This window comes from Plesiomonas sp. PI-19 (assembly GCF_021368255.1).
Classification (GTDB): Bacteria; Pseudomonadota; Gammaproteobacteria; order Enterobacterales; family CAMTGL01; genus Plesiomonas; species Plesiomonas shigelloides.
In genome coordinates this window covers 2,709,651-2,726,175 of record NZ_JAJNMQ010000001.1, presented here as the reverse complement: position 1 = coordinate 2,726,175, position 16,525 = coordinate 2,709,651, and the positions used below count along the sequence as shown (strand labels likewise).

16 protein-coding genes are annotated in these 16,525 nt (G+C 54.7%); 6 read left to right on the top strand and 10 right to left on the bottom strand.

Annotated features, from left to right (window positions below):
• The first annotated feature begins 2 nt into the window (after nt 1–2).
• Genes LQ901_RS12025 through tldD form a run of 3 tightly spaced genes read left to right on the top strand, consistent with a single transcriptional unit; the run spans nt 3 to nt 6,175 of the window.
• On the top strand, nt 3–3,848 hold the full coding sequence (locus tag LQ901_RS12025; protein WP_178090324.1) for a YhdP family protein: 3,846 nt from the start codon (nt 3–5) through the stop codon (nt 3,846–3,848).
• Entirely contained in the window at nt 3,848–4,684 is an 837-nt protein-coding gene (locus tag LQ901_RS12020; protein ID WP_152136735.1) for a carbon-nitrogen hydrolase family protein, read from the top strand. The genes LQ901_RS12025 and LQ901_RS12020 overlap by 1 nt, the downstream gene beginning before the upstream one ends.
• A gap of 45 nt (nt 4,685–4,729) precedes the next feature.
• A complete protein-coding gene (tldD, locus tag LQ901_RS12015) occupies nt 4,730–6,175 on the top strand; it encodes a metalloprotease TldD (RefSeq protein WP_064977147.1) in 1,446 nt (481 codons plus the stop codon).
• Between the two features lie 109 nt (nt 6,176–6,284).
• Here tldD and yjgA read toward each other — a convergent pair whose 3' ends face one another.
• On the bottom strand, nt 6,285–6,836 hold the full coding sequence (gene yjgA, locus LQ901_RS12010) for a ribosome biogenesis factor YjgA (RefSeq protein WP_010862666.1): 552 nt from the start codon (nt 6,834–6,836) through the stop codon (nt 6,285–6,287).
• Nucleotides 6,837–6,967: 131 nt separating this feature from the next.
• On the opposite strand from yjgA, the gene pmbA reads away from it, so the two are divergent.
• The 3 genes from pmbA to LQ901_RS11995 all read left to right on the top strand — a co-directional run bounded on the left by pmbA (nt 6,968) and on the right by LQ901_RS11995 (nt 9,579).
• Nucleotides 6,968–8,308, top strand: coding sequence for a metalloprotease PmbA (gene pmbA / locus LQ901_RS12005; protein ID WP_115149006.1), 1,341 nt, complete (start codon nt 6,968–6,970; stop codon nt 8,306–8,308).
• Between the two features lie 326 nt (nt 8,309–8,634).
• Nucleotides 8,635–9,048, top strand: a complete 414-nt coding sequence (locus tag LQ901_RS12000; RefSeq protein WP_010862664.1) for a cytochrome b562 — start codon at nt 8,635–8,637, stop codon at nt 9,046–9,048.
• A 3-nt stretch (nt 9,049–9,051) separates the two neighbouring features.
• A complete protein-coding gene (locus LQ901_RS11995) occupies nt 9,052–9,579 on the top strand; it encodes a cytochrome b/b6 domain-containing protein (protein ID WP_052181424.1) in 528 nt (175 codons plus the stop codon).
• Between the two features lie 190 nt (nt 9,580–9,769).
• On the opposite strand, the gene rapZ is transcribed toward LQ901_RS11995, so the two are convergent.
• The 9 genes from rapZ to kdsD all read right to left on the bottom strand — a co-directional run bounded on the left by rapZ (nt 9,770) and on the right by kdsD (nt 16,302).
• Nucleotides 9,770–10,642 (bottom strand): RNase adapter RapZ, encoded by an 873-nt coding sequence (gene rapZ, locus LQ901_RS11990; RefSeq protein ID WP_010862662.1) that lies wholly within the window; start codon nt 10,640–10,642, stop codon nt 9,770–9,772.
• Nucleotides 10,643–10,655: 13 nt separating this feature from the next.
• Nucleotides 10,656–11,102, bottom strand: a complete 447-nt coding sequence (gene ptsN, locus LQ901_RS11985) for a PTS IIA-like nitrogen regulatory protein PtsN (RefSeq protein WP_010862661.1) — start codon at nt 11,100–11,102, stop codon at nt 10,656–10,658.
• Nucleotides 11,103–11,104: 2 nt separating this feature from the next.
• Entirely contained in the window at nt 11,105–11,392 is a 288-nt protein-coding gene (gene hpf / locus LQ901_RS11980; RefSeq protein WP_039046483.1) for a ribosome hibernation promoting factor, read from the bottom strand.
• 25 nt (nt 11,393–11,417) lie between these two features.
• Complete coding sequence (gene rpoN, locus LQ901_RS11975) at nt 11,418–12,917, bottom strand: RNA polymerase factor sigma-54 (RefSeq protein WP_064977151.1); 1,500 nt, start codon at nt 12,915–12,917, stop codon at nt 11,418–11,420.
• A gap of 65 nt (nt 12,918–12,982) precedes the next feature.
• Nucleotides 12,983–13,708 (bottom strand): LPS export ABC transporter ATP-binding protein, encoded by a 726-nt coding sequence (gene lptB / locus LQ901_RS11970; RefSeq protein WP_010862658.1) that lies wholly within the window; start codon nt 13,706–13,708, stop codon nt 12,983–12,985.
• Nucleotides 13,709–14,233, bottom strand: coding sequence for a lipopolysaccharide ABC transporter substrate-binding protein LptA (lptA, locus tag LQ901_RS11965; RefSeq protein ID WP_010862657.1), 525 nt, complete (start codon nt 14,231–14,233; stop codon nt 13,709–13,711).
• Nucleotides 14,214–14,771, bottom strand: a complete 558-nt coding sequence (lptC, locus tag LQ901_RS11960; RefSeq protein ID WP_047708692.1) for an LPS export ABC transporter periplasmic protein LptC — start codon at nt 14,769–14,771, stop codon at nt 14,214–14,216. Before lptC ends, lptA begins: the two co-directional genes overlap by 20 nt.
• Nucleotides 14,768–15,319 (bottom strand): 3-deoxy-manno-octulosonate-8-phosphatase KdsC, encoded by a 552-nt coding sequence (gene kdsC / locus LQ901_RS11955; protein ID WP_233672281.1) that lies wholly within the window; start codon nt 15,317–15,319, stop codon nt 14,768–14,770. Before kdsC ends, lptC begins: the two co-directional genes overlap by 4 nt.
• Complete coding sequence (kdsD, locus tag LQ901_RS11950; RefSeq protein WP_106911418.1) at nt 15,319–16,302, bottom strand: arabinose-5-phosphate isomerase KdsD; 984 nt, start codon at nt 16,300–16,302, stop codon at nt 15,319–15,321. The genes kdsC and kdsD overlap by 1 nt, the downstream gene beginning before the upstream one ends.
• Nucleotides 16,303–16,525: the final 223 nt, after the last annotated feature.

Sequence of the window (16,525 nt, the reverse complement as noted above, 5' to 3'; positions counted from 1 at the left end):
TTGTGGGGCAATCACCGCGCGTAGCCTGGGGGCTACGTATTTTCGCCGGAATTCTGGTGCTGATTGCCCTGCTAATCAGCGGATTACGTCTGGCCTTACCGCACCTGAATCAGTGGCGTGAGCCGCTGCTGACTCAGGTGCGCAGTTGGACCGGCGTACCGCTGGATATCGGTATGCTGCAAGGACGCTGGCTGGCGGCCGGTCCACAGCTAACGCTGGAAAATGTCACCTTAAACCTGCCGAAATTGCAGGTTCAGGTTGCCCGTGTCGAAGGGCGGCTCAATCTCTGGCAATCCTTACTGCAGCGTCGCTGGCAGTTTTCCTCCCTGATTTTTTCTGGTGTCCGCCTGGACAGCCGCTATCCGTGGCGTGCCAGCGAACCGGCCGGTAATGATAATGATCGGCAAGCGCTGCGGCGGCTGGATGAGCTGGTGTTCGACCAACTCAGTCAATTTGAGCTGAAAGATAGCCAATTTCGTTTCATCACGCCCTCCGGTGAACCTTTACAGCTGACCGTCAACCGACTGGGTTGGCATAACGGCCAGCGTCGCCATCAGGCGCAAGGCAGTATTGCGTTGGCGGGCGGTGGGCAAAATTACGGCGCGCTGGATCTGCGTTTTGATCTTTATGATGGTGTGCATCGTTTAGAGCGTGGGCAGATTTATCTGCACGGTGAGCAGCTGGATCTGACGCCGTGGTTGACGCAGCGTGGCGCTCGTTTGAGCGGTTTGCAATCAGCGCAGCTGAGTGTCAGCGCGTGGCTGACGATTGCTGACAACCGCATGCAACAAGGCTTGTTGCAGCTGGAAAATGGCCGCAGTCTTTGGGGGCAGGGGAGCGATACTCACAGCCTGAGCTTTCGCCGTTTGCAGGTACAGTTACAGCGCACCGATGACCTCCTGACGGCGCGAGTGCCGCAGCTGGCACTGCAAACCGATCAACAACCTTGGCCGCTCAGCGCATTGCAAGCGACCTATCAACAAGATCAGCTGCAGATCCAAAGCTCTGCCTTGGATCTGGCCTTGATCTCTCCATTGTTACCTGCGGCAGTACCGGAGATCCCGGCGTTGCGGGTGTTGCAACAAATGCAGCCGCACGGGGAGCTCAGCGCTCTCAACCTCACGTTACCGCTGACCAAACTGGAAAACACCACGCTAAACGCCCGTTTTGCCCATGTGGGGATCCGCGGCGGCGAGCAGTGGCCCGCACTGACCGATGTCACCGGTAATCTGCAAGGCTCGTTAGCGGCGGCACGTTTACAGGTACGCGCTGGCTCACACAGTGTTTTGACCTATCCGCAGCAGTTCCCTGAGCCGATTACACTGGCCGGCAGTGAAGTGGACTTGCAGGCCACCTTTGGCGAACAAGGCTGGCAGCTGCGCAGTGAGCGGGTGGATTTACGTTCACCGTATTTGCAGTTTAATGGCCGTTTTCGCTTAGATTGGCCGCGGGCGCAAGCGCCATGGCTGGGCATTTTGGGCGGTATTAATTTGAATCAGGCGGCGCAGGCGTGGCGTTATTATCCTCGAGGGCTGATGGGCAATGCGCTGACCGATTACCTAACTCCGACGCTACAAGCCGGCCATGTGCAGGGCGCGACCTTGGTGTGGTCTGGCGATCCGCTGCAATTTCCTTATCAGGGCAATGATGGGGTGTTTCAGGTGGCGGTGCCGGTACGACAGGCCGTATTCCAGTTTGACCCTAACTGGTTGCCGCTGCGCGATTTGGATCTCGACTTGCTGTTTGAAGACGATCGCTTGTTGATGCACAGCACGCAAGCGCGTTTGGGCGCGGCGCGCGCAACCCGCATAGAGGCCAGCATTGATCCACTGCATGCCGATGCCAACTTGAAAATTGATGCCAGCGTACAAGGACGCGCGCCGGAGGTGCAATATTATCTGACGCATTCCCCACTGCGTGACTCGGTGGGCGCGGCGCTGCAAGAGATCCAACTGCAAGGGCCGGTGAAAGGAGCGTTACAGCTGTCGATTCCGCTGTCTGGCGCACAGGCCGATGCCAAAGGCCGAGTGTGGTTAGACAATAACGCCCTGCGCTTGAAATCGTTGGATTTGGTATTGTCGGGGATCAAAGGTGATTTTCGCTTTGATAACGGTAATCTGCGTAGTCAGCCGTTGCAGGCTCGCTTGTGGCAGCAACCGGTCACGCTCGATTTCACCACTCGCCAGCAACAGCAAAATTACACTATTGATGTCGGCCTGAAAGGCAATTGGCAGGTCAGCCAACTGCCGCAGGCGTGGAACACTCCACTGTGGCAACAACTGAGTGGCCGCCTGCCTTGGCAAGGCAAAGTCGCGGTGCAATTGCCGGCGAGCGGTGGGGCCCGTTATCAGGTGAATTTGGACGGCGGGCTCGGCGCCGTACGCAGCCGCTTACCAGCTCCGCTGGATAGTGCCGCTTGGCAGGGGCAACGTTGGCAGGCGACGGCCAAAGGCGATCTGAAACGCTTTACCGTACAGGCGAACTGGGGGGCGTTAGCGCGCTTCCAAGGCGCTTGGCAAGTGGGGGCGCAGGCTAGCTTGCAGCGTGCATGGTTGGATGTGGGGCCGGTGAATTCGAAGCCGCGTCCGGCTGGCGCTATGGTGCTGACCGCCAACTTACCGAGCCTGAATTTGGATGCGTGGCAAGACATGCTGGTGCCGGCAGTGAGTAATTTAAGTCGCAGTACCCCAACGCCTGCCGGCTGGTTAGGTTATCTGCCCGACTATCTGCAGCTGGATACCGGTACGCTGCAGCTCGGTGGTCAGCGCTGGGATAACCTAGCGCTCAATGGCCGCTTGCAAGGTGACAGTTATCAGCTCAAGGCGTTAGGTCAGCAAATTCGCGGCACTGCAACGCTGCATCGTCAGGCGCCGTGGCGCATTGATCTGGCCTACCTCAATTGGCGCTCACCGAATTCCAGTGCTGTCTCTAGCCCGGCGTTAGGTAACGAAGCTAGCCGCCCGATATCGGCGACGAGTAACCGTTCCAGCTCATCGTCAGCGGCGCAAACTACCGATTTTCGCCGTTGGCCAGCGCTGCGCCTGCGGTGTAATGATTGCCAGATTGATGGTCAGGCGTTCAAGCGGGTGCAGGCCGACCTGACTCCATCGGCACAGGCGTTGACCCTCAGCAATGGCTTGATTGATACCGGCCTTGGCACCTTAACTTTCGATGGTGCATGGCGTGGCGGACGTGGGCAAGCAGTACTCACGACCGTCGGTGGCCGGTTGCAAACTCCGAATCTGGCAGCATTGCTGACCCACTTTGGTGTGGCCACTTCACTGCGTGATACGCCAACCGATCTGACGTTTACCCTGCGCTGGCCGGGAGCGCCGTGGCAGCTGGATTTATCCCAGCTCGGTGGCTCGTTGTCGCTAAAAGCGCGCAAAGGGATGATCTCTGAAGTTGGAGGCCGAACCGGACAGGTTCTGCGGTTAGTGAGTACTGACTCGTTGCTGCGTAAGCTGCGGCTGGACTTCAGTGATGCGTTTGAAGAAGGTTTCTTTTACGACAAGATAACCGGCACGGCATCGATTACCCGCGGTATACTGCGTACCGATAACCTGTTGATTGACGGCTTGCTGGCCGATATCGCCTTGCGCGGAGATATGAATTTATACCGTCGCACCATTAACATGGATGCCGTGATAGCGCCTGAACTGGGCGCCGGTTTGTCGGTGGCCACGGCCTTTATGGTCAATCCGGTGGTGGGACTCGCGGTATTTGCCGCCTCGCAAGCCTTGTCACCGTTGTGGAGCAAGCTTTCCCTGCTGCGCTATCATATTGAAGGTAGCATGGATAATCCGCAGGTTCAGGAAACGCAGCGTATAGAAAAAGGAGATTTCTGATGGATGCTCGCAGACCGAATATCGCCCTTTTGCAGTTATGCAGCGGAGCTGATGTGCAGCTGAATTTGCTGCAAATTGAAGGGCAATTGCGCCAACTGGATGCCAGCGTGCAGCTGGTAGTGTTGCCGGAAAATGCGTTGTTATTTGCCGATGCGGTGGCCTACCGTGGCTGGGCGGAGCGCGAAGGTGAAGGTCGGTTACAAGAAACGCTGGCCACGTTGGCACGTCGTTATGGCAAGTGGTTACTGGTTGGCTCGATGCCGCTGTATCACCGTACCGATGACCAGCGTTTGACCAGCAGCTGTCTGCTGTTTGATGCCAGCGGCCAGATCCGCGCGCGTTACGATAAAATCCACCTGTTTGATGTGGAAGTGGCTGACTCGCAAGGACACTATTGCGAGTCGCAAACTTACTGCGGCGGACAGCAAGTGGTGGTGGTGGACTCACCGGTTGGCCGTTTGGGGTTATCCATCTGTTATGATTTACGTTTCCCCGGCTTGTATCAGCAGCTACGCCAGCAGGGCGCTGAAATTGTGGTGGTGCCTGCGGCCTTTACCACAGTAACCGGTGAAGCGCACTGGGAAGTGCTGCTGCGCGCACGGGCAATCGAAAACCAATGCTGGGTGGTGGCGGCGGCGCAAGTGGGTGGGCACTCACCTAAGCGCCACACCTGGGGACACAGCATGGTGGTGGACCCCTGGGGCAGCGTAGTGGCAGAGCAGCCCGATCGGATCGCCCCGTTACAAGCTTGCGTGGATGTATCTGCGCTTCCTATACTGCGCAATCAAATGCCGGTCTTACAGCATAACCGGTTTGATGCACAATTTTTGAAGTGATGGGCTGCTATGGCGCATCACAGGATTAGATAAAGAGTACCCCCGATGAGTCTGAACGCTGTCAGTGAGCAGTTACTATCCCCGACCGGTCTTGATATTTCTGATCTCGAGACAACGTTGAGTCTGCTGGCCGAGCGCCATGTGGATTACGCCGACCTCTATTTTCAGTCCAGTTACCACGAAGCGTGGGTGCTGGAAGATCGCATTATTAAAGACGCCTCGTACAACATCGATAAAGGGGTGGGTGTGCGCGCGGTCAGCGGTGAAAAGACCGGTTTTGCGTATGCCGATCAGATCACCCGTCATAGCCTGCAGCAAAGTGCGCTGGCCGCTCGTGGCATTGCCGCCGCAGGGCAATCGGGTGTATGTCGCCCGTTGATGGCGCAAAACGCCAGCGGGATTTATCTGCCAGTCGATCCGCTCGGTAGCTTGTCGCGGGAAGATAAAATTGCCCTGTTGCATCAGGTCGATAAAGCGGCGCGTGCCGCTGATCCGCGCGTGACTGAAGTGACCGCCAGCTTAACCGGCGTTTACGAAGAAGTGCTGGTGGCCGCCACCGATGGCACGCTGGCGGCGGATATTCGTCCGCTGGTGCGTTTGTCAGTCAGTGTGCTGGTGGAAGACGATGGCTTGCGCGAACGCGGTTCTGCCGGTGGTGGCGCGCGTACCGGCTATGCCTATTTCCAAGCTGAAGAAAATGGCGAAATTCGTGCCGAAGCCTTTGCCCGTGAAGCGGTGCGTCAGGCGTTGGTGAACCTGCACGCCACGCCAGCGCCTGCCGGTACCATGCCGGTGGTGTTAGGGGCTGGTTGGCCGGGCGTGTTGTTGCATGAAGCGGTTGGTCATGGTCTGGAAGGTGATTTTAACCGTAAGGAAGCGTCGGTGTTCTCCGGGCGTATCGGTGAGCAGGTGACCTCGCCGCTGTGTACCATTGTCGATGACGGCACGTTGGCTCATCGCCGCGGTTCATTGAATATCGATGATGAAGGAGTACCGGGTCAGTACAACGTGCTGATTGAAAACGGTATTCTGAAAGGCTACATGCAAGATAAGCTCAACGCGCGCCTGATGGGCGTGGCGCCAACCGGTAATGGTCGCCGTGAGTCGTATGCGCACCTGCCGATGCCGCGTATGACCAATACCTACATGTTGGCCGGTCAACACACACCGCAAGAGATTATCAGCAGTGTGGAATATGGCCTGTACGCGCCTAACTTTGGTGGCGGTCAGGTGGATATCACCTCTGGTAAGTTCGTATTCTCCGCTTCCGAAGCCTATCTGATTGAAAACGGTCAGATTACTCGTCCGGTCAAAGGCGCGACCTTGGTTGGTTCTGGTATCGAAGCGATGCAGCAGGTGTCGATGGTGGGTAACGATCTGGCGCTGGATAAGGGCGTTGGGGTATGCGGTAAAGAAGGGCAAAGCGTGCCGGTGGGCGTTGGTCAGCCAACCCTGAAGCTGGATGCGATGACCGTGGGCGGTACCGCCTAAGTTAAGTGTGCGCGTTAGGTGCGTGGTAGCGGTGTCTGCCTAGAGACCGCTACCGGGTTACTGTCCTTGTAACCTGCGGTAGACGTTTTTATCGCTAGCAACAGAGCGCTTATTCGCCAGACTCCTCGCTCTCGCGCTGCTCGGCCAGCTCTTTCAGATACTGGAAGATTTCGCGATATGCTTTTGGCGGCTTGTTGTCGGCTTTTTCTTTCAGGGCACTGCGCACCAGATTACGCAAATGCTGACGGTCAGCTTGCGGATAATCGTGCAATACCATCGCCAGCGCATCATCGCCTTTTTCCAGCAGTTGATCGCGAATACGCTCAAACTTGTGGAACAGGGCAATTTGCTGATTATGCTTGTTTTTCATCTTGTCGAGTGCAGTGACAATCGGCGTCACATCCCGTGAGCGCAGCATTTTACCGATGAACTGTACCTGACGGCGCAAGCCTTCCTTGCTGATTTTTTGTGCCAGCTCGATTTCAGCGCGCAGCTCATCATCCAGCGGTACGCGGTTCAGCGCCTGACGACCCAGAGCAATCAACTCTTGTCCCAAGGCTTTGAGGGCTTCAGCATCGCGTTTGATTTCGCTCTTACTGACCCAGATGATCTCTTCTTCTTCCTCATCCTGCCAGTGCAGGTCATCATTACGTTTTCTCATTGCGAGTACTCACGGCATGTCAATTTAATTGCTGATTCTATCAGGTTAGTGCGATGGCTGCGAAATTGCTGCCTATTCCTGATATGCTTGCATGAGAAGAATGTTCAATTTAAGCATGGCAGACAGAATTTATGGATGCAGTGACTCAGGTAACCAAACAGCGTCAAGAGCTGGAAAATGCGGTGGCACGTGCGCTGGAGCTGGCCGCAACCGCAAGCGATGCCGCGGAAGTGGCGATCACCAAGACCACCGGGATCAGTGTCAGCACCCGTTTGGGTGACGTTGAGAACGTTGAATTTAACAGTGATGGTGCCTTGGGGATCACGGTCTACCGGGGTCAGTGCAAAGGCAGCGCATCGACGACCGATCTGAGCGAGAGCGCGATCCGCCAGACGGTGGAAGCGGCGCTGGAAATTGCTCGTCATACCTCACCGGATCCGTATGCTGGGCCCGCGGATAAAGAGCTGATGGCCTTTGAGATCCCGGATCTTGATTTGTTCCATCCGATGCAAATAGATCCTGACCTGGCGGCGCGTTACGCCATTGAAGCGGAAAATACCGCGCTGGCGGCCGATGCGCGGATCACCAACAGTGATGGCGCGGCGTTTAACAGCCATTACGGCGTTAAAGTGTACGGTAACAGCCACGGTTTGCTGCACAGCTATCCGTCTAGCCGACATTCACTGTCATGCAGCATGATTGGTGAGCACAATGGCGAGATGGAGCGCGATTACAGCTATACCATCGCCCGTGATGCGGCCGATTTGATGAGCCCACAGTGGGTTGGCGAAGAGTGTGCGCGCCGTACCTTAAGCCGCTTGGGGGCGCGTAAAATTGCCACCACCCAAGCGCCGGTGCTGTTTAGCGCGGAAGTGGCCACCGGTTTGATTGGCCATCTGGTCGGCGCGATCAGCGGTGGCAATCTGTATCGTAAGTCATCGTTCTTATTAGATAAATTAGGTCATCAAATCCTGCCAGAGTGGTTCAACATTGTTGAACGTCCACATCTGCTCAAAGGGCTGGCATCGACGCCGTTTGATAGCGAAGGGGTGCGGACGCGTGATCTACAGATCATTGAGCAGGGCGTGTTGCAGACTTATTTGCTGACCAGCTATGCCGCGCGCAAGCTGGGTATGCAAACCACCGGTCATGCTGGCGGGATCCACAACTGGCAAGTGCAACACACCGGCCAAGATTTCACTCAGCTGCTGCGCCAGATGGACAGGGGTCTGTTGGTGACTGAGTTGATGGGCCAAGGCGTGAATGCGGTTACGGGCGACTACTCCCGTGGCGCGGCCGGTTTTTGGGTGGAAAATGGCGAGATCCAGTATCCGGTTTCCGAGATCACTATCGCTGGTAATCTCAAAGAAATGTTCACGAATATGGTGGCGGTTGGCAGTGATCTTGAGCTGCGCTCCAGCATCCAGACTGGTTCGATTTTGCTCGATACCATGAAGATTGCCGGTAGCTGATGCTGGCGATATTATCCTGTTAGTGTCTTCTAGTACCTATCGTCCGTGGCGGACGATAGGTGATTAGGGATAGTAGTTATTGCTTTAGCTTCTCTGTGTTTTCCTTCCTTTTCCCTTTTTCCCTTTTTTCTTTCTTTCCAGTCCTTTACCTAGGCAGTGCTTTTGCCATGATATTTTCCGCACTCGAGTTTCGCGCTCGTGTTGTGCGTTTTTTCAGCGTAGGAGAGTCTTGAGAGCAGGAAAAAGCATTTCCCCCACTTTGTGTGAGCCGATATACTCGTTTGTGTACAAAGTGTGTGTTTTTTGTAGAGCAAAAGGAGTGTGCAATGGCGAAACTATTAACCCTGATGGTCAGCGTGTGTCTGGCGGCAACCTTAGCGAGTGCTCCGCTGCGGGCGGAAGAAAAAATTGCCGATGTCGAGCAGGCAATGAAGATCATCGCGCGCAACTACCGGGCGATTAGCAAAAGTGATGATCCGGCGCTGCTGACGCGCGATCTGCAGGCGATCCGCTCTGCCGCGCAGCAAGCGCAGGGGATGATCCCAAACAAACCTAAAGGGATGACCGAACACAGCGAGGCGCACAAAACGTACCTGACAGGCTTGAGCAAACTTGAAGATCAAACCGATCAAGCGCTCGCGTTATTGGCTGACGGTAAGGTGCCTGAGGCGAAAAAAGTGATCGGCGAGATGAAAACCGTGCGCGATCATTACCATAAAGAACTGAAAGTGAAAGATTAACCGATGGCCGAGGCAAATAAACACCGCTTGCCAGCAGATCGTTGGGATGCGGTGGTGATTGCGACTCATTGGCTGGTGGCCGGCGGTTTTGTGTGTAACCGCCTGCTCAATGAGGCTGGCGGTGTGTGGCATGAACGTATCGGCCTGACGGTGGCGGGGTTAGTTTTATTGCGCTTGCTGTGGGGGCTAACGTTAGCTCGTGGGCCGGCTCGCTTAAGTCAGTTCTTACCGAGCTGGACGCGGGTTCGTCATCATGTAGCGCAGATCCGCTCCGGCGAGTTGCCCAATCAGTTGGAGCATAATCCGTTAGGCGCGCTGGCGATTTGGCTGTTTTGGTTAGGGCTACTGGCCGTGGCGGTCACTGGTTGGGGCCAAGATCAGAGCTGGGGCGATGCCTGGCCGTTAGCGGATATCCACGCGTGGTTGGTGGACGGGCTGACGGTGCTGGTGGTGGTACATGTGTTGGCGGTGATTTTGATGTCGCATCGCATGGGGCAGAATCTGTTACGACGAATGTTGCCGCTACCTTAAGCATTTACCGCATCTCGTTTGGTTATATAACCTTAGAGAGTGCTTATAACGGTAGCCTGTGGTGATCATGCAGTCGCCAAAAGAAAATACCCAAACAAAAAACAGCGGCTTTTGGCCGCTGTTTTTTTATTGAATGCGTGGGTGGAACGCCAGATGTGAGCAATCGCGCATGTTCGCCGTATTATGCGGGTTACGCTGGATTTTGGGCGTCTTTCGGCCGCTTTTCTAGTGTCCGGTGGCGCGATTGCACATTCTTGCCACGGGAGCGGAAATAGTCCGCCAGCTGCTCGGCAATATACACTGAGCGGTGCTTACCGCCGGTACAACCAATGGCCACCGTCAGGTAACTGCGGTTATTGGTTTCCAGCATCGGCAACCACTGTTCCAGATAGCTGCGCGTCTGGTAGATAAAGTTATGCACTTCGGTATGACGGGCTAAAAACGCCGCTACGGGCTTATCCAAACCGGTCATCGGACGCAGTTTGGGATCCCAGTGCGGGTTAGGCAAGAAACGCACATCAAACACGTAGTCAGCATCAATCGGAATGCCGTGCTTAAAGCCAAACGACTCAAACACCATGGTCAGTTCGCGTTCGCGTTTACCGAGCAGGCGCGAGCGCAGCATTTCGGCCAGCTCATGCACCGACATCTCGCTGGTATCAATCACCAAGTCAGCGCGTGAGCGCAGTGGCTCCAGCAGCTCATTTTCGGTATCGATAGCGCTTTCCAGTGACAGACTCTGGCTAGAGAGCGGGTGCAGACGACGTGTGTCGCTGTAGCGGCGGATCAGGGTATTGCGATCCGCATCTAAAAACAGAAGCTGCGGGACAAAACCTTCCGGCAGATCGTTCAGCGCTTTATCCAACTCCGCTGGGGAGTTGGGCAGGTTACGCACGTCGATACTGACCGCCGCCGAAGTTTGCCGGTCCATCAAGGAGCGGGCCAGTTCGGGCAGCAGCGTCACAGGAAGGTTATCGACACAGTAAAAACCCATATCTTCAATGGCCCGCAGGGCGACGGATTTTCCTGAACCTGAACGTCCGCTGACGATCATTAACACCATGATCGCGACTCCATTATTCCTCAGTCAATATCTGATACAGCTCTTCATCAGAAAGTGCTGTTCTTAAACGCCGGCAAACGCTCTTATCCGCGAGGCGCTTGGCCACGGCGGATAAGGTTTGCAGGTGTTGCTGGCACTGATCTTCGGGTACCAGCAGGGCAAACAGCAGATCGACCGGTTGATTGTCTACCGCGTCAAAGGGGATCGGCTGTTCGGTACGGATAAACACCGCCACCGTAGTGGTGCCTGGCTCCATTTTCCCGTGTGGAATAGCAATTCCATTACCGATACCGGTACTGCCCATTTTTTCGCGGGCCAGCATGGCTTCAAACAGGGTTTGCGGAGCGACAGTGAGCCGACTGGCGGCCAGCTCACTGATGATTTCCAGAGCACGTTTTTTGCTGGAGCAATGGACCGCACTACGGGTACAGTCCAGAGACAGCACTGAGCTAAGTTGCATAATTACTGCTTGTTTAATTTGTCTTTATGTTTAGTGAGCTGACGCGCAAGTTTGTCAATCAGCAGGTCAATGGCCGCGTACATAGTTTCATGCTCGGCGGAAGCATGCAGCTCGCCAGCATTCACATGGAGTGTCGCTTCGGCAATCTGAACGGTTTTTTCCACTGTCAGTACGACATGAACATTGTTGATATGTTCAAAAAAACGTTCCAGTTTACTGAATTTGTTGGTGACGTAGTCACGTAACGCTTCTGTAATTTCTACATTATGACCTGACAGATTAATTTGCATAAGCGTCTTCCTCATCCTGTTGTCTTTAAACCAAGCGTTTACGCTGATTCGACGGGGGTATCGCGAGTGATTCACGGTATTTGGCGATGGTTCGTCGCGCCACCATGATCCCCTGGTCTGCGAGCATTGAGGCGATTTTGCTATCGCTCAGCGGCTTCGCAGGATTTTCCGCCGCGACCATTTTCTTGACTAAGGCTCGAATGGCCGTGGATGAACATTCGCCACCATCTTCCGTGCTAACGTGGCTTGAAAAGAAATACTTAAGCTCAAAAATGCCGCGTGGGCTATGTAAATATTTTTGGGTTGTGACGCGTGATATGGTTGATTCGTGCATTTCCACCGTTTGGGCGACATCGGCCAGCACCATCGGCTTCATCGATTCTTCACCATACTCAAAGAAGTCTTGCTGATGATCGACAATACAGCGAGCCACTTTGAGTAAAGTATCATTACGGCTTTCCAGACTTTTGATCAACCACTTTGCATCTTGCAAGTTACTACGGATAAATTGCACGTCACTGCTGTTGCTGATTTGGCGTGACAAGGCCGCGTAGTGCTGGTTGATAGACAGGCGCGGCGTGGCATCGCCATTGAGCTCGACCACCCATTCACCGGCAATTTTGCGCACTGCCACATCGGGGATCACGTATTCGGTCTCGCTTTGCGAGATGCTGTGCCCTGGGCGTGGATTGAGGGTCTGGATCAAGGCGATCGCCGCTTTCAGATCGTCCTCTTTCAGGCGCGTTTCTCGCGTTAGGCTGCGAAAATCACGATTAGCCAGCAGATCGATATGTTCGCTGATAATCAGCCGCGCTTGCGGCAATGACGGCGTATCGGCAGCGAGCTGGTTTAACTGGATCAGCAGGCATTCACGTAAGTCGCGCGCCGCGGAGCCTATCGGGTCAAAGTGCTGGACGCGGGTCAGTACCGCTTGCACTTCGTCCAGTTCAATCTGCTCATTGCCAAGGCTGGCTAAGATGTCGTCTAAAGAGACGGTGAGGTAACCGGCATCGTCTACCGCATCGATGATGGCGATGGCAATGGCATGGTCGGTTTCACTTAAGCGCGACAATTCAGCCTGCCACAGCAGGTAATCTTGCAGGGTTTCGTTGGTTTCCCCTTGATACTGTGGGGTATCGCTGTCAGAGGTACTACCGGAGCCACCAGTAAGGTTATTTCCGGCGGTATAGAGATCATCCCAGGTCGCGTCCACCGGCAATTCCTGTGGCAGCTCCTGTTGTTCCAGTGCATCGCGGCTGTCTAGCAACGGCTCGGCGTCGGTGGCATCTTGATGCTCGGCGCTGGCAGATTGGCTCGGCGTTTCCGCCGTGTGGGCCAGCGCTTGAGCATCCAGTGGCATCTCTTCCAGATCGTCGGCCAGCTCTAGCAGAGGGTTGCTTTCCAGCGCCTGTTGGATCTCTTGCTGCAGCTCAAGCGTTGACAGTTGCAACAGACGGATCGCCTGTTGCAGTTGCGGTGTCATCGCTAATTGCTGACTCAGCTTGAGTTGTAAACTTGGCTTCATGCAACCTCGGTATCCGTACTTCCCGGCTAAGCCGGGAGCTCATCGCTTTTCAGTATGATATTACGTTATAAACGGAACTGGTCACCCAGATATACCCGTTTAACATGTTCATTTTCCAGAATCTCTGCCGGAGTCCCATGTGCGATCATATGTCCTTGACTTACGATGTAGGCATGCTCGCATACATCCAGCGTTTCCCGCACATTGTGGTCGGTGATCAGAACGCCCAGCCCGCTATCACGCAGGTGTTTAATGATGTTCTTAATATCGATAACCGAAATCGGGTCTACGCCGGCAAAAGGTTCATCCAGCAGGATAAATTTAGGATTGGCAGCCAGGGCGCGGGCAATTTCTACTCGGCGACGTTCACCGCCGGACAGTGCTTGCCCTAAGCTGTCACGGATGTGCTGGATATGGAACTCATCCAGCAGCTCTTCGGCGCGCGCTTCACGGCCTTGCTGATCCAGATCGCTACGGGTTTCCAGTACCGCCATCAGGTTGTTATACACCGTCAGGCGACGGAAGATAGACGCTTCCTGAGGCAGATAGCCAATGCCACGGCGAGCACGGGCATGCATCGGCAGTAAGCTGATATCATCGCCATCAATGCTGATGCTACCGTTATCACGGGCCACCAGACCGACCACCATGTAAAAGGTGGTGGTTTTACCGGCACCGTTAGGGCCGAGCAAACCGACAATTTCACCGGATTTGACGGTCAAACTGACGTCGACCACCACTTTGCGGCCTTTATAGCTTTTGGCCAGATTTTCTGCGCTCAGGACTGCCATTTAGTTGCTACTTTTCTTGTTGGAATTATTCAATTGTGACGGCTGCAATACGGTGACCACGCGCTGGCCTTTGTTGCTGAAGGCATCCATCTGTTGCTTTTGGATCAAGTAGGTAATGCGATCGGCTTTTACGCTGCTATCTAATTGTTTGAGCTCAGCATTTCCGATCAGTTCAACAAAGTCTTTACCCAAGTCGTAACGAATCTTATCGGCATGGCCTTCAACGGGCTTGCCGTTGTCCTGCATCTGATAAAACGTAGCCGGTTTACCGAAGCCTTCGATGATCTCTTTGCCTTTCTCATCTTTCGGGCGGATCACCACCACTTTATCGGCTTTCACATCAATCGTACCTTGGGTCAGCACCACGTTGCCGGTGAACACCACGGTATTGGTCGCCAGATCCAGCGATTGCTGCTCTGAGTTGATGTTAATCGGCTGATCGGTATCCCCTTTGACCGCCAAGGCCGGCCGGCTCAGCGCCAGCAGCACACACACTGCCAGTAAGTTACGGTTTTTTAATTTCATAGTAGGATTTTACCTGTTCCTGCAGCTCGGCCGTGCGGTTACGTAGGTTACCGCGCATTTTCAGTCCGACTGAGGTGAAGTTGGCACCGTAAACGGTCACCTTGGTATCGGACGTAATATCCTGAGTGGTCAGATTAATCGTGGCCTGCGTGGTTTCCAGTTTTTCCAACTGGGAGTCCGGCGTCAGGCTGTTAACTTCGACATCGCCTTTCAGGTATAGCATTTTATCTTTGGTCAGCACGGCATCTTTGGCCTGTACCATCCAGATGGGTATTCCTTCTGCGGAATACAAGGTCATCAGCGGTTGGCTGAAATCGGTGTTCCCGTTTTCAGCATAATATTTAACCTTGGTGGAGACCAATTTATAGTGCAATTTCCCGGTCGGGTCGTAAACCACGGTCAGCATGTTGTTGCCCCAGAACGACGGATCGCCTTGCACTGGGGCGGGCACTGTCGGCTCATTACCACCATTGGTGGCCAGCCAGCCGAGCAATACCAACGCTATCGCGCCGAGGAACAGACTCCAGCGGATATTCATATAGAGTGCCCTTGCGCCTGTTCCAGCTTGCCCTGTGCCAGCAAGATCAGATCGCACAGTTCACGTACCGCGCCATGACCGCCACGCAAGTGGGTGGTGTAGTGAGCCCGCGGCAGCAGCATTGGGTGCGCATCGGCCACACAGACCGATAATCCCACTTGTTGCATTACCGGCCAGTCAATCAGGTCATCGCCGATATAGGCCACTTGTTCTGGACGCAGTTGCAACTTGGCCAGCAGGGCATTGAAGGCGATGATTTTATCTAGCTGCCCTTGGTACAGGTGGTTGATGCCCAAGGTTTTGGCGCGATCGGCCACCAGTTGTGAGGAGCGACCGGTGATGATGCCGACTTCGATATCCGAGGTCAGCAGGCAACGGATCCCGTAGCCATCACGCACGTGGAAGGCTTTGAGCTCTTCGCCTTGGTTGCCCATGTAAATCAGCCCGTCAGACAGTACACCGTCAACATCACAGATTAGCAGTTTAATCTGTGCCGCGCGCTCAACGACGCGGCGCTCAACGGCACCGTAACAGGTTTCTATCAGCATTATACCACTCCGGCCTTTAACAAATCGTGCATGTGGATCACCCCGACCAGGGTGTCATTGTGTGTGACCAACAGACAAGAGACGCTGCGCTGTTGCATCAGATTCAGGGCTTCGACCGCCAATGCGTCTGGCGAAATACGCAGTCCGCCCGGGGTCATGACATGTTGAATGATGATATTGTGCAGGTCATGGTGCAAATCGAACACTCGGCGCAGGTCACCGTCGGTGAAAATGCCCTGAATATGCATCATGTCGTCGCAGATTACTACCATACCCAGTTTTTTGCGCGAAATTTCCAGCACGGTATCGCGCAGACTGGCGTCTGGAGCAACATGCGGTAATTCATCGCCGGTGTGCATGATGTCTTGCACTTTGAGCAGCAGTTTACGCCCTAAAGCGCCGCCTGGGTGAGACAGGGCAAAGTCATCGGCGGTAAAGCCGCGTGCTTTGAGTAAGGCGACAGCCAGAGCATCGCCCATCACCAAGGTTGCGGTGGTGCTGGAAGTTGGCGCTAAGCCGAGTGGGCAGGCTTCTTGCGGGACATGGATGCACAGGTGCACATCGGCATTTTGCGCCATGCTGCTGTCTGGCTTGCCGGTCATGCAGATCATGCGGTTGCCAAGGCGTTTGATGACGGGGATCAAGGCCAGAATTTCATGAGCTTCACCGGAGTTGGAAATCGCCAGCACGACATCGTCTTTGCTCAGCATTCCCAGATCGCCATGGCTGGCTTCGCCTGGGTGGACAAAAAAAGCCGGCGTACCGGTACTGGCCAAGGTGGCGGCAATTTTACGGCCAATATGGCCGGATTTGCCCATTCCCATCACCACCACTTTACCGCTGGCGGCGTAGATCAGTTGGCACGCACGGGCAAAGTCATCATTAATATACTGCTCGAGCTGGGCAATACTGTCCCGTTCGGTGGCGACCACATGGCGTCCCCAGTGCTGAAAATCAAACGCGTTTGGCATAATTATTCTCATCGTTCCGTGTGATGCTGAACTGCGGTAGTAAGCCGAGCCAGCGCAGGCTGGCGGGCCGCGAAATTAAACCCTTCACCAACGAGGCGGCGGCCGACCGCATTAACTGAAAACCGCGCGCACAATCTATGGTTTAATATCGGTATCTGATTTTATGGTGCTAATTTTGACTGTCGCGGCGACAAAAGTAAAACGGCAAACCAAGCTCGGTTATTGAGATATGTAT

Excerpts from the sequence above, each read along its gene's own strand:
- pmbA (WP_115149006.1), top strand. The coding sequence starts at position 6,968 with ATGGATGCAGTGACTCAGGTAACCAAACAGCGTCAAGAGCTGGAAAAT.
- tldD (WP_064977147.1), top strand. The coding sequence starts at position 4,730 with ATGAGTCTGAACGCTGTCAGTGAGCAGTTACTATCCCCGACCGGTCTT.
- lptC (WP_047708692.1), bottom strand. The coding sequence starts at position 14,771 with ATGAATATCCGCTGGAGTCTGTTCCTCGGCGCGATAGCGTTGGTATTG.
- LQ901_RS11995 (WP_052181424.1), top strand. The coding sequence starts at position 9,052 with ATGGCCGAGGCAAATAAACACCGCTTGCCAGCAGATCGTTGGGATGCG.
- kdsD (WP_106911418.1), bottom strand. The coding sequence starts at position 16,302 with ATGAGAATAATTATGCCAAACGCGTTTGATTTTCAGCACTGGGGACGC.
- LQ901_RS12000 (WP_010862664.1), top strand. The coding sequence starts at position 8,635 with ATGGCGAAACTATTAACCCTGATGGTCAGCGTGTGTCTGGCGGCAACC.
- yjgA (WP_010862666.1), bottom strand. The coding sequence starts at position 6,836 with ATGAGAAAACGTAATGATGACCTGCACTGGCAGGATGAGGAAGAAGAA.
- kdsC (WP_233672281.1), bottom strand. The coding sequence starts at position 15,319 with ATGCTGATAGAAACCTGTTACGGTGCCGTTGAGCGCCGCGTCGTTGAG.
- rapZ (WP_010862662.1), bottom strand. The coding sequence starts at position 10,642 with ATGGTGTTAATGATCGTCAGCGGACGTTCAGGTTCAGGAAAATCCGTC.
- ptsN (WP_010862661.1), bottom strand. The coding sequence starts at position 11,102 with ATGCAACTTAGCTCAGTGCTGTCTCTGGACTGTACCCGTAGTGCGGTC.
- hpf (WP_039046483.1), bottom strand. The coding sequence starts at position 11,392 with ATGCAAATTAATCTGTCAGGTCATAATGTAGAAATTACAGAAGCGTTA.
- lptA (WP_010862657.1), bottom strand. The coding sequence starts at position 14,233 with ATGAAATTAAAAAACCGTAACTTACTGGCAGTGTGTGTGCTGCTGGCG.
- LQ901_RS12020 (WP_152136735.1), top strand. The coding sequence starts at position 3,848 with ATGGATGCTCGCAGACCGAATATCGCCCTTTTGCAGTTATGCAGCGGA.
- rpoN (WP_064977151.1), bottom strand. The coding sequence starts at position 12,917 with ATGAAGCCAAGTTTACAACTCAAGCTGAGTCAGCAATTAGCGATGACA.
- lptB (WP_010862658.1), bottom strand. The coding sequence starts at position 13,708 with ATGGCAGTCCTGAGCGCAGAAAATCTGGCCAAAAGCTATAAAGGCCGC.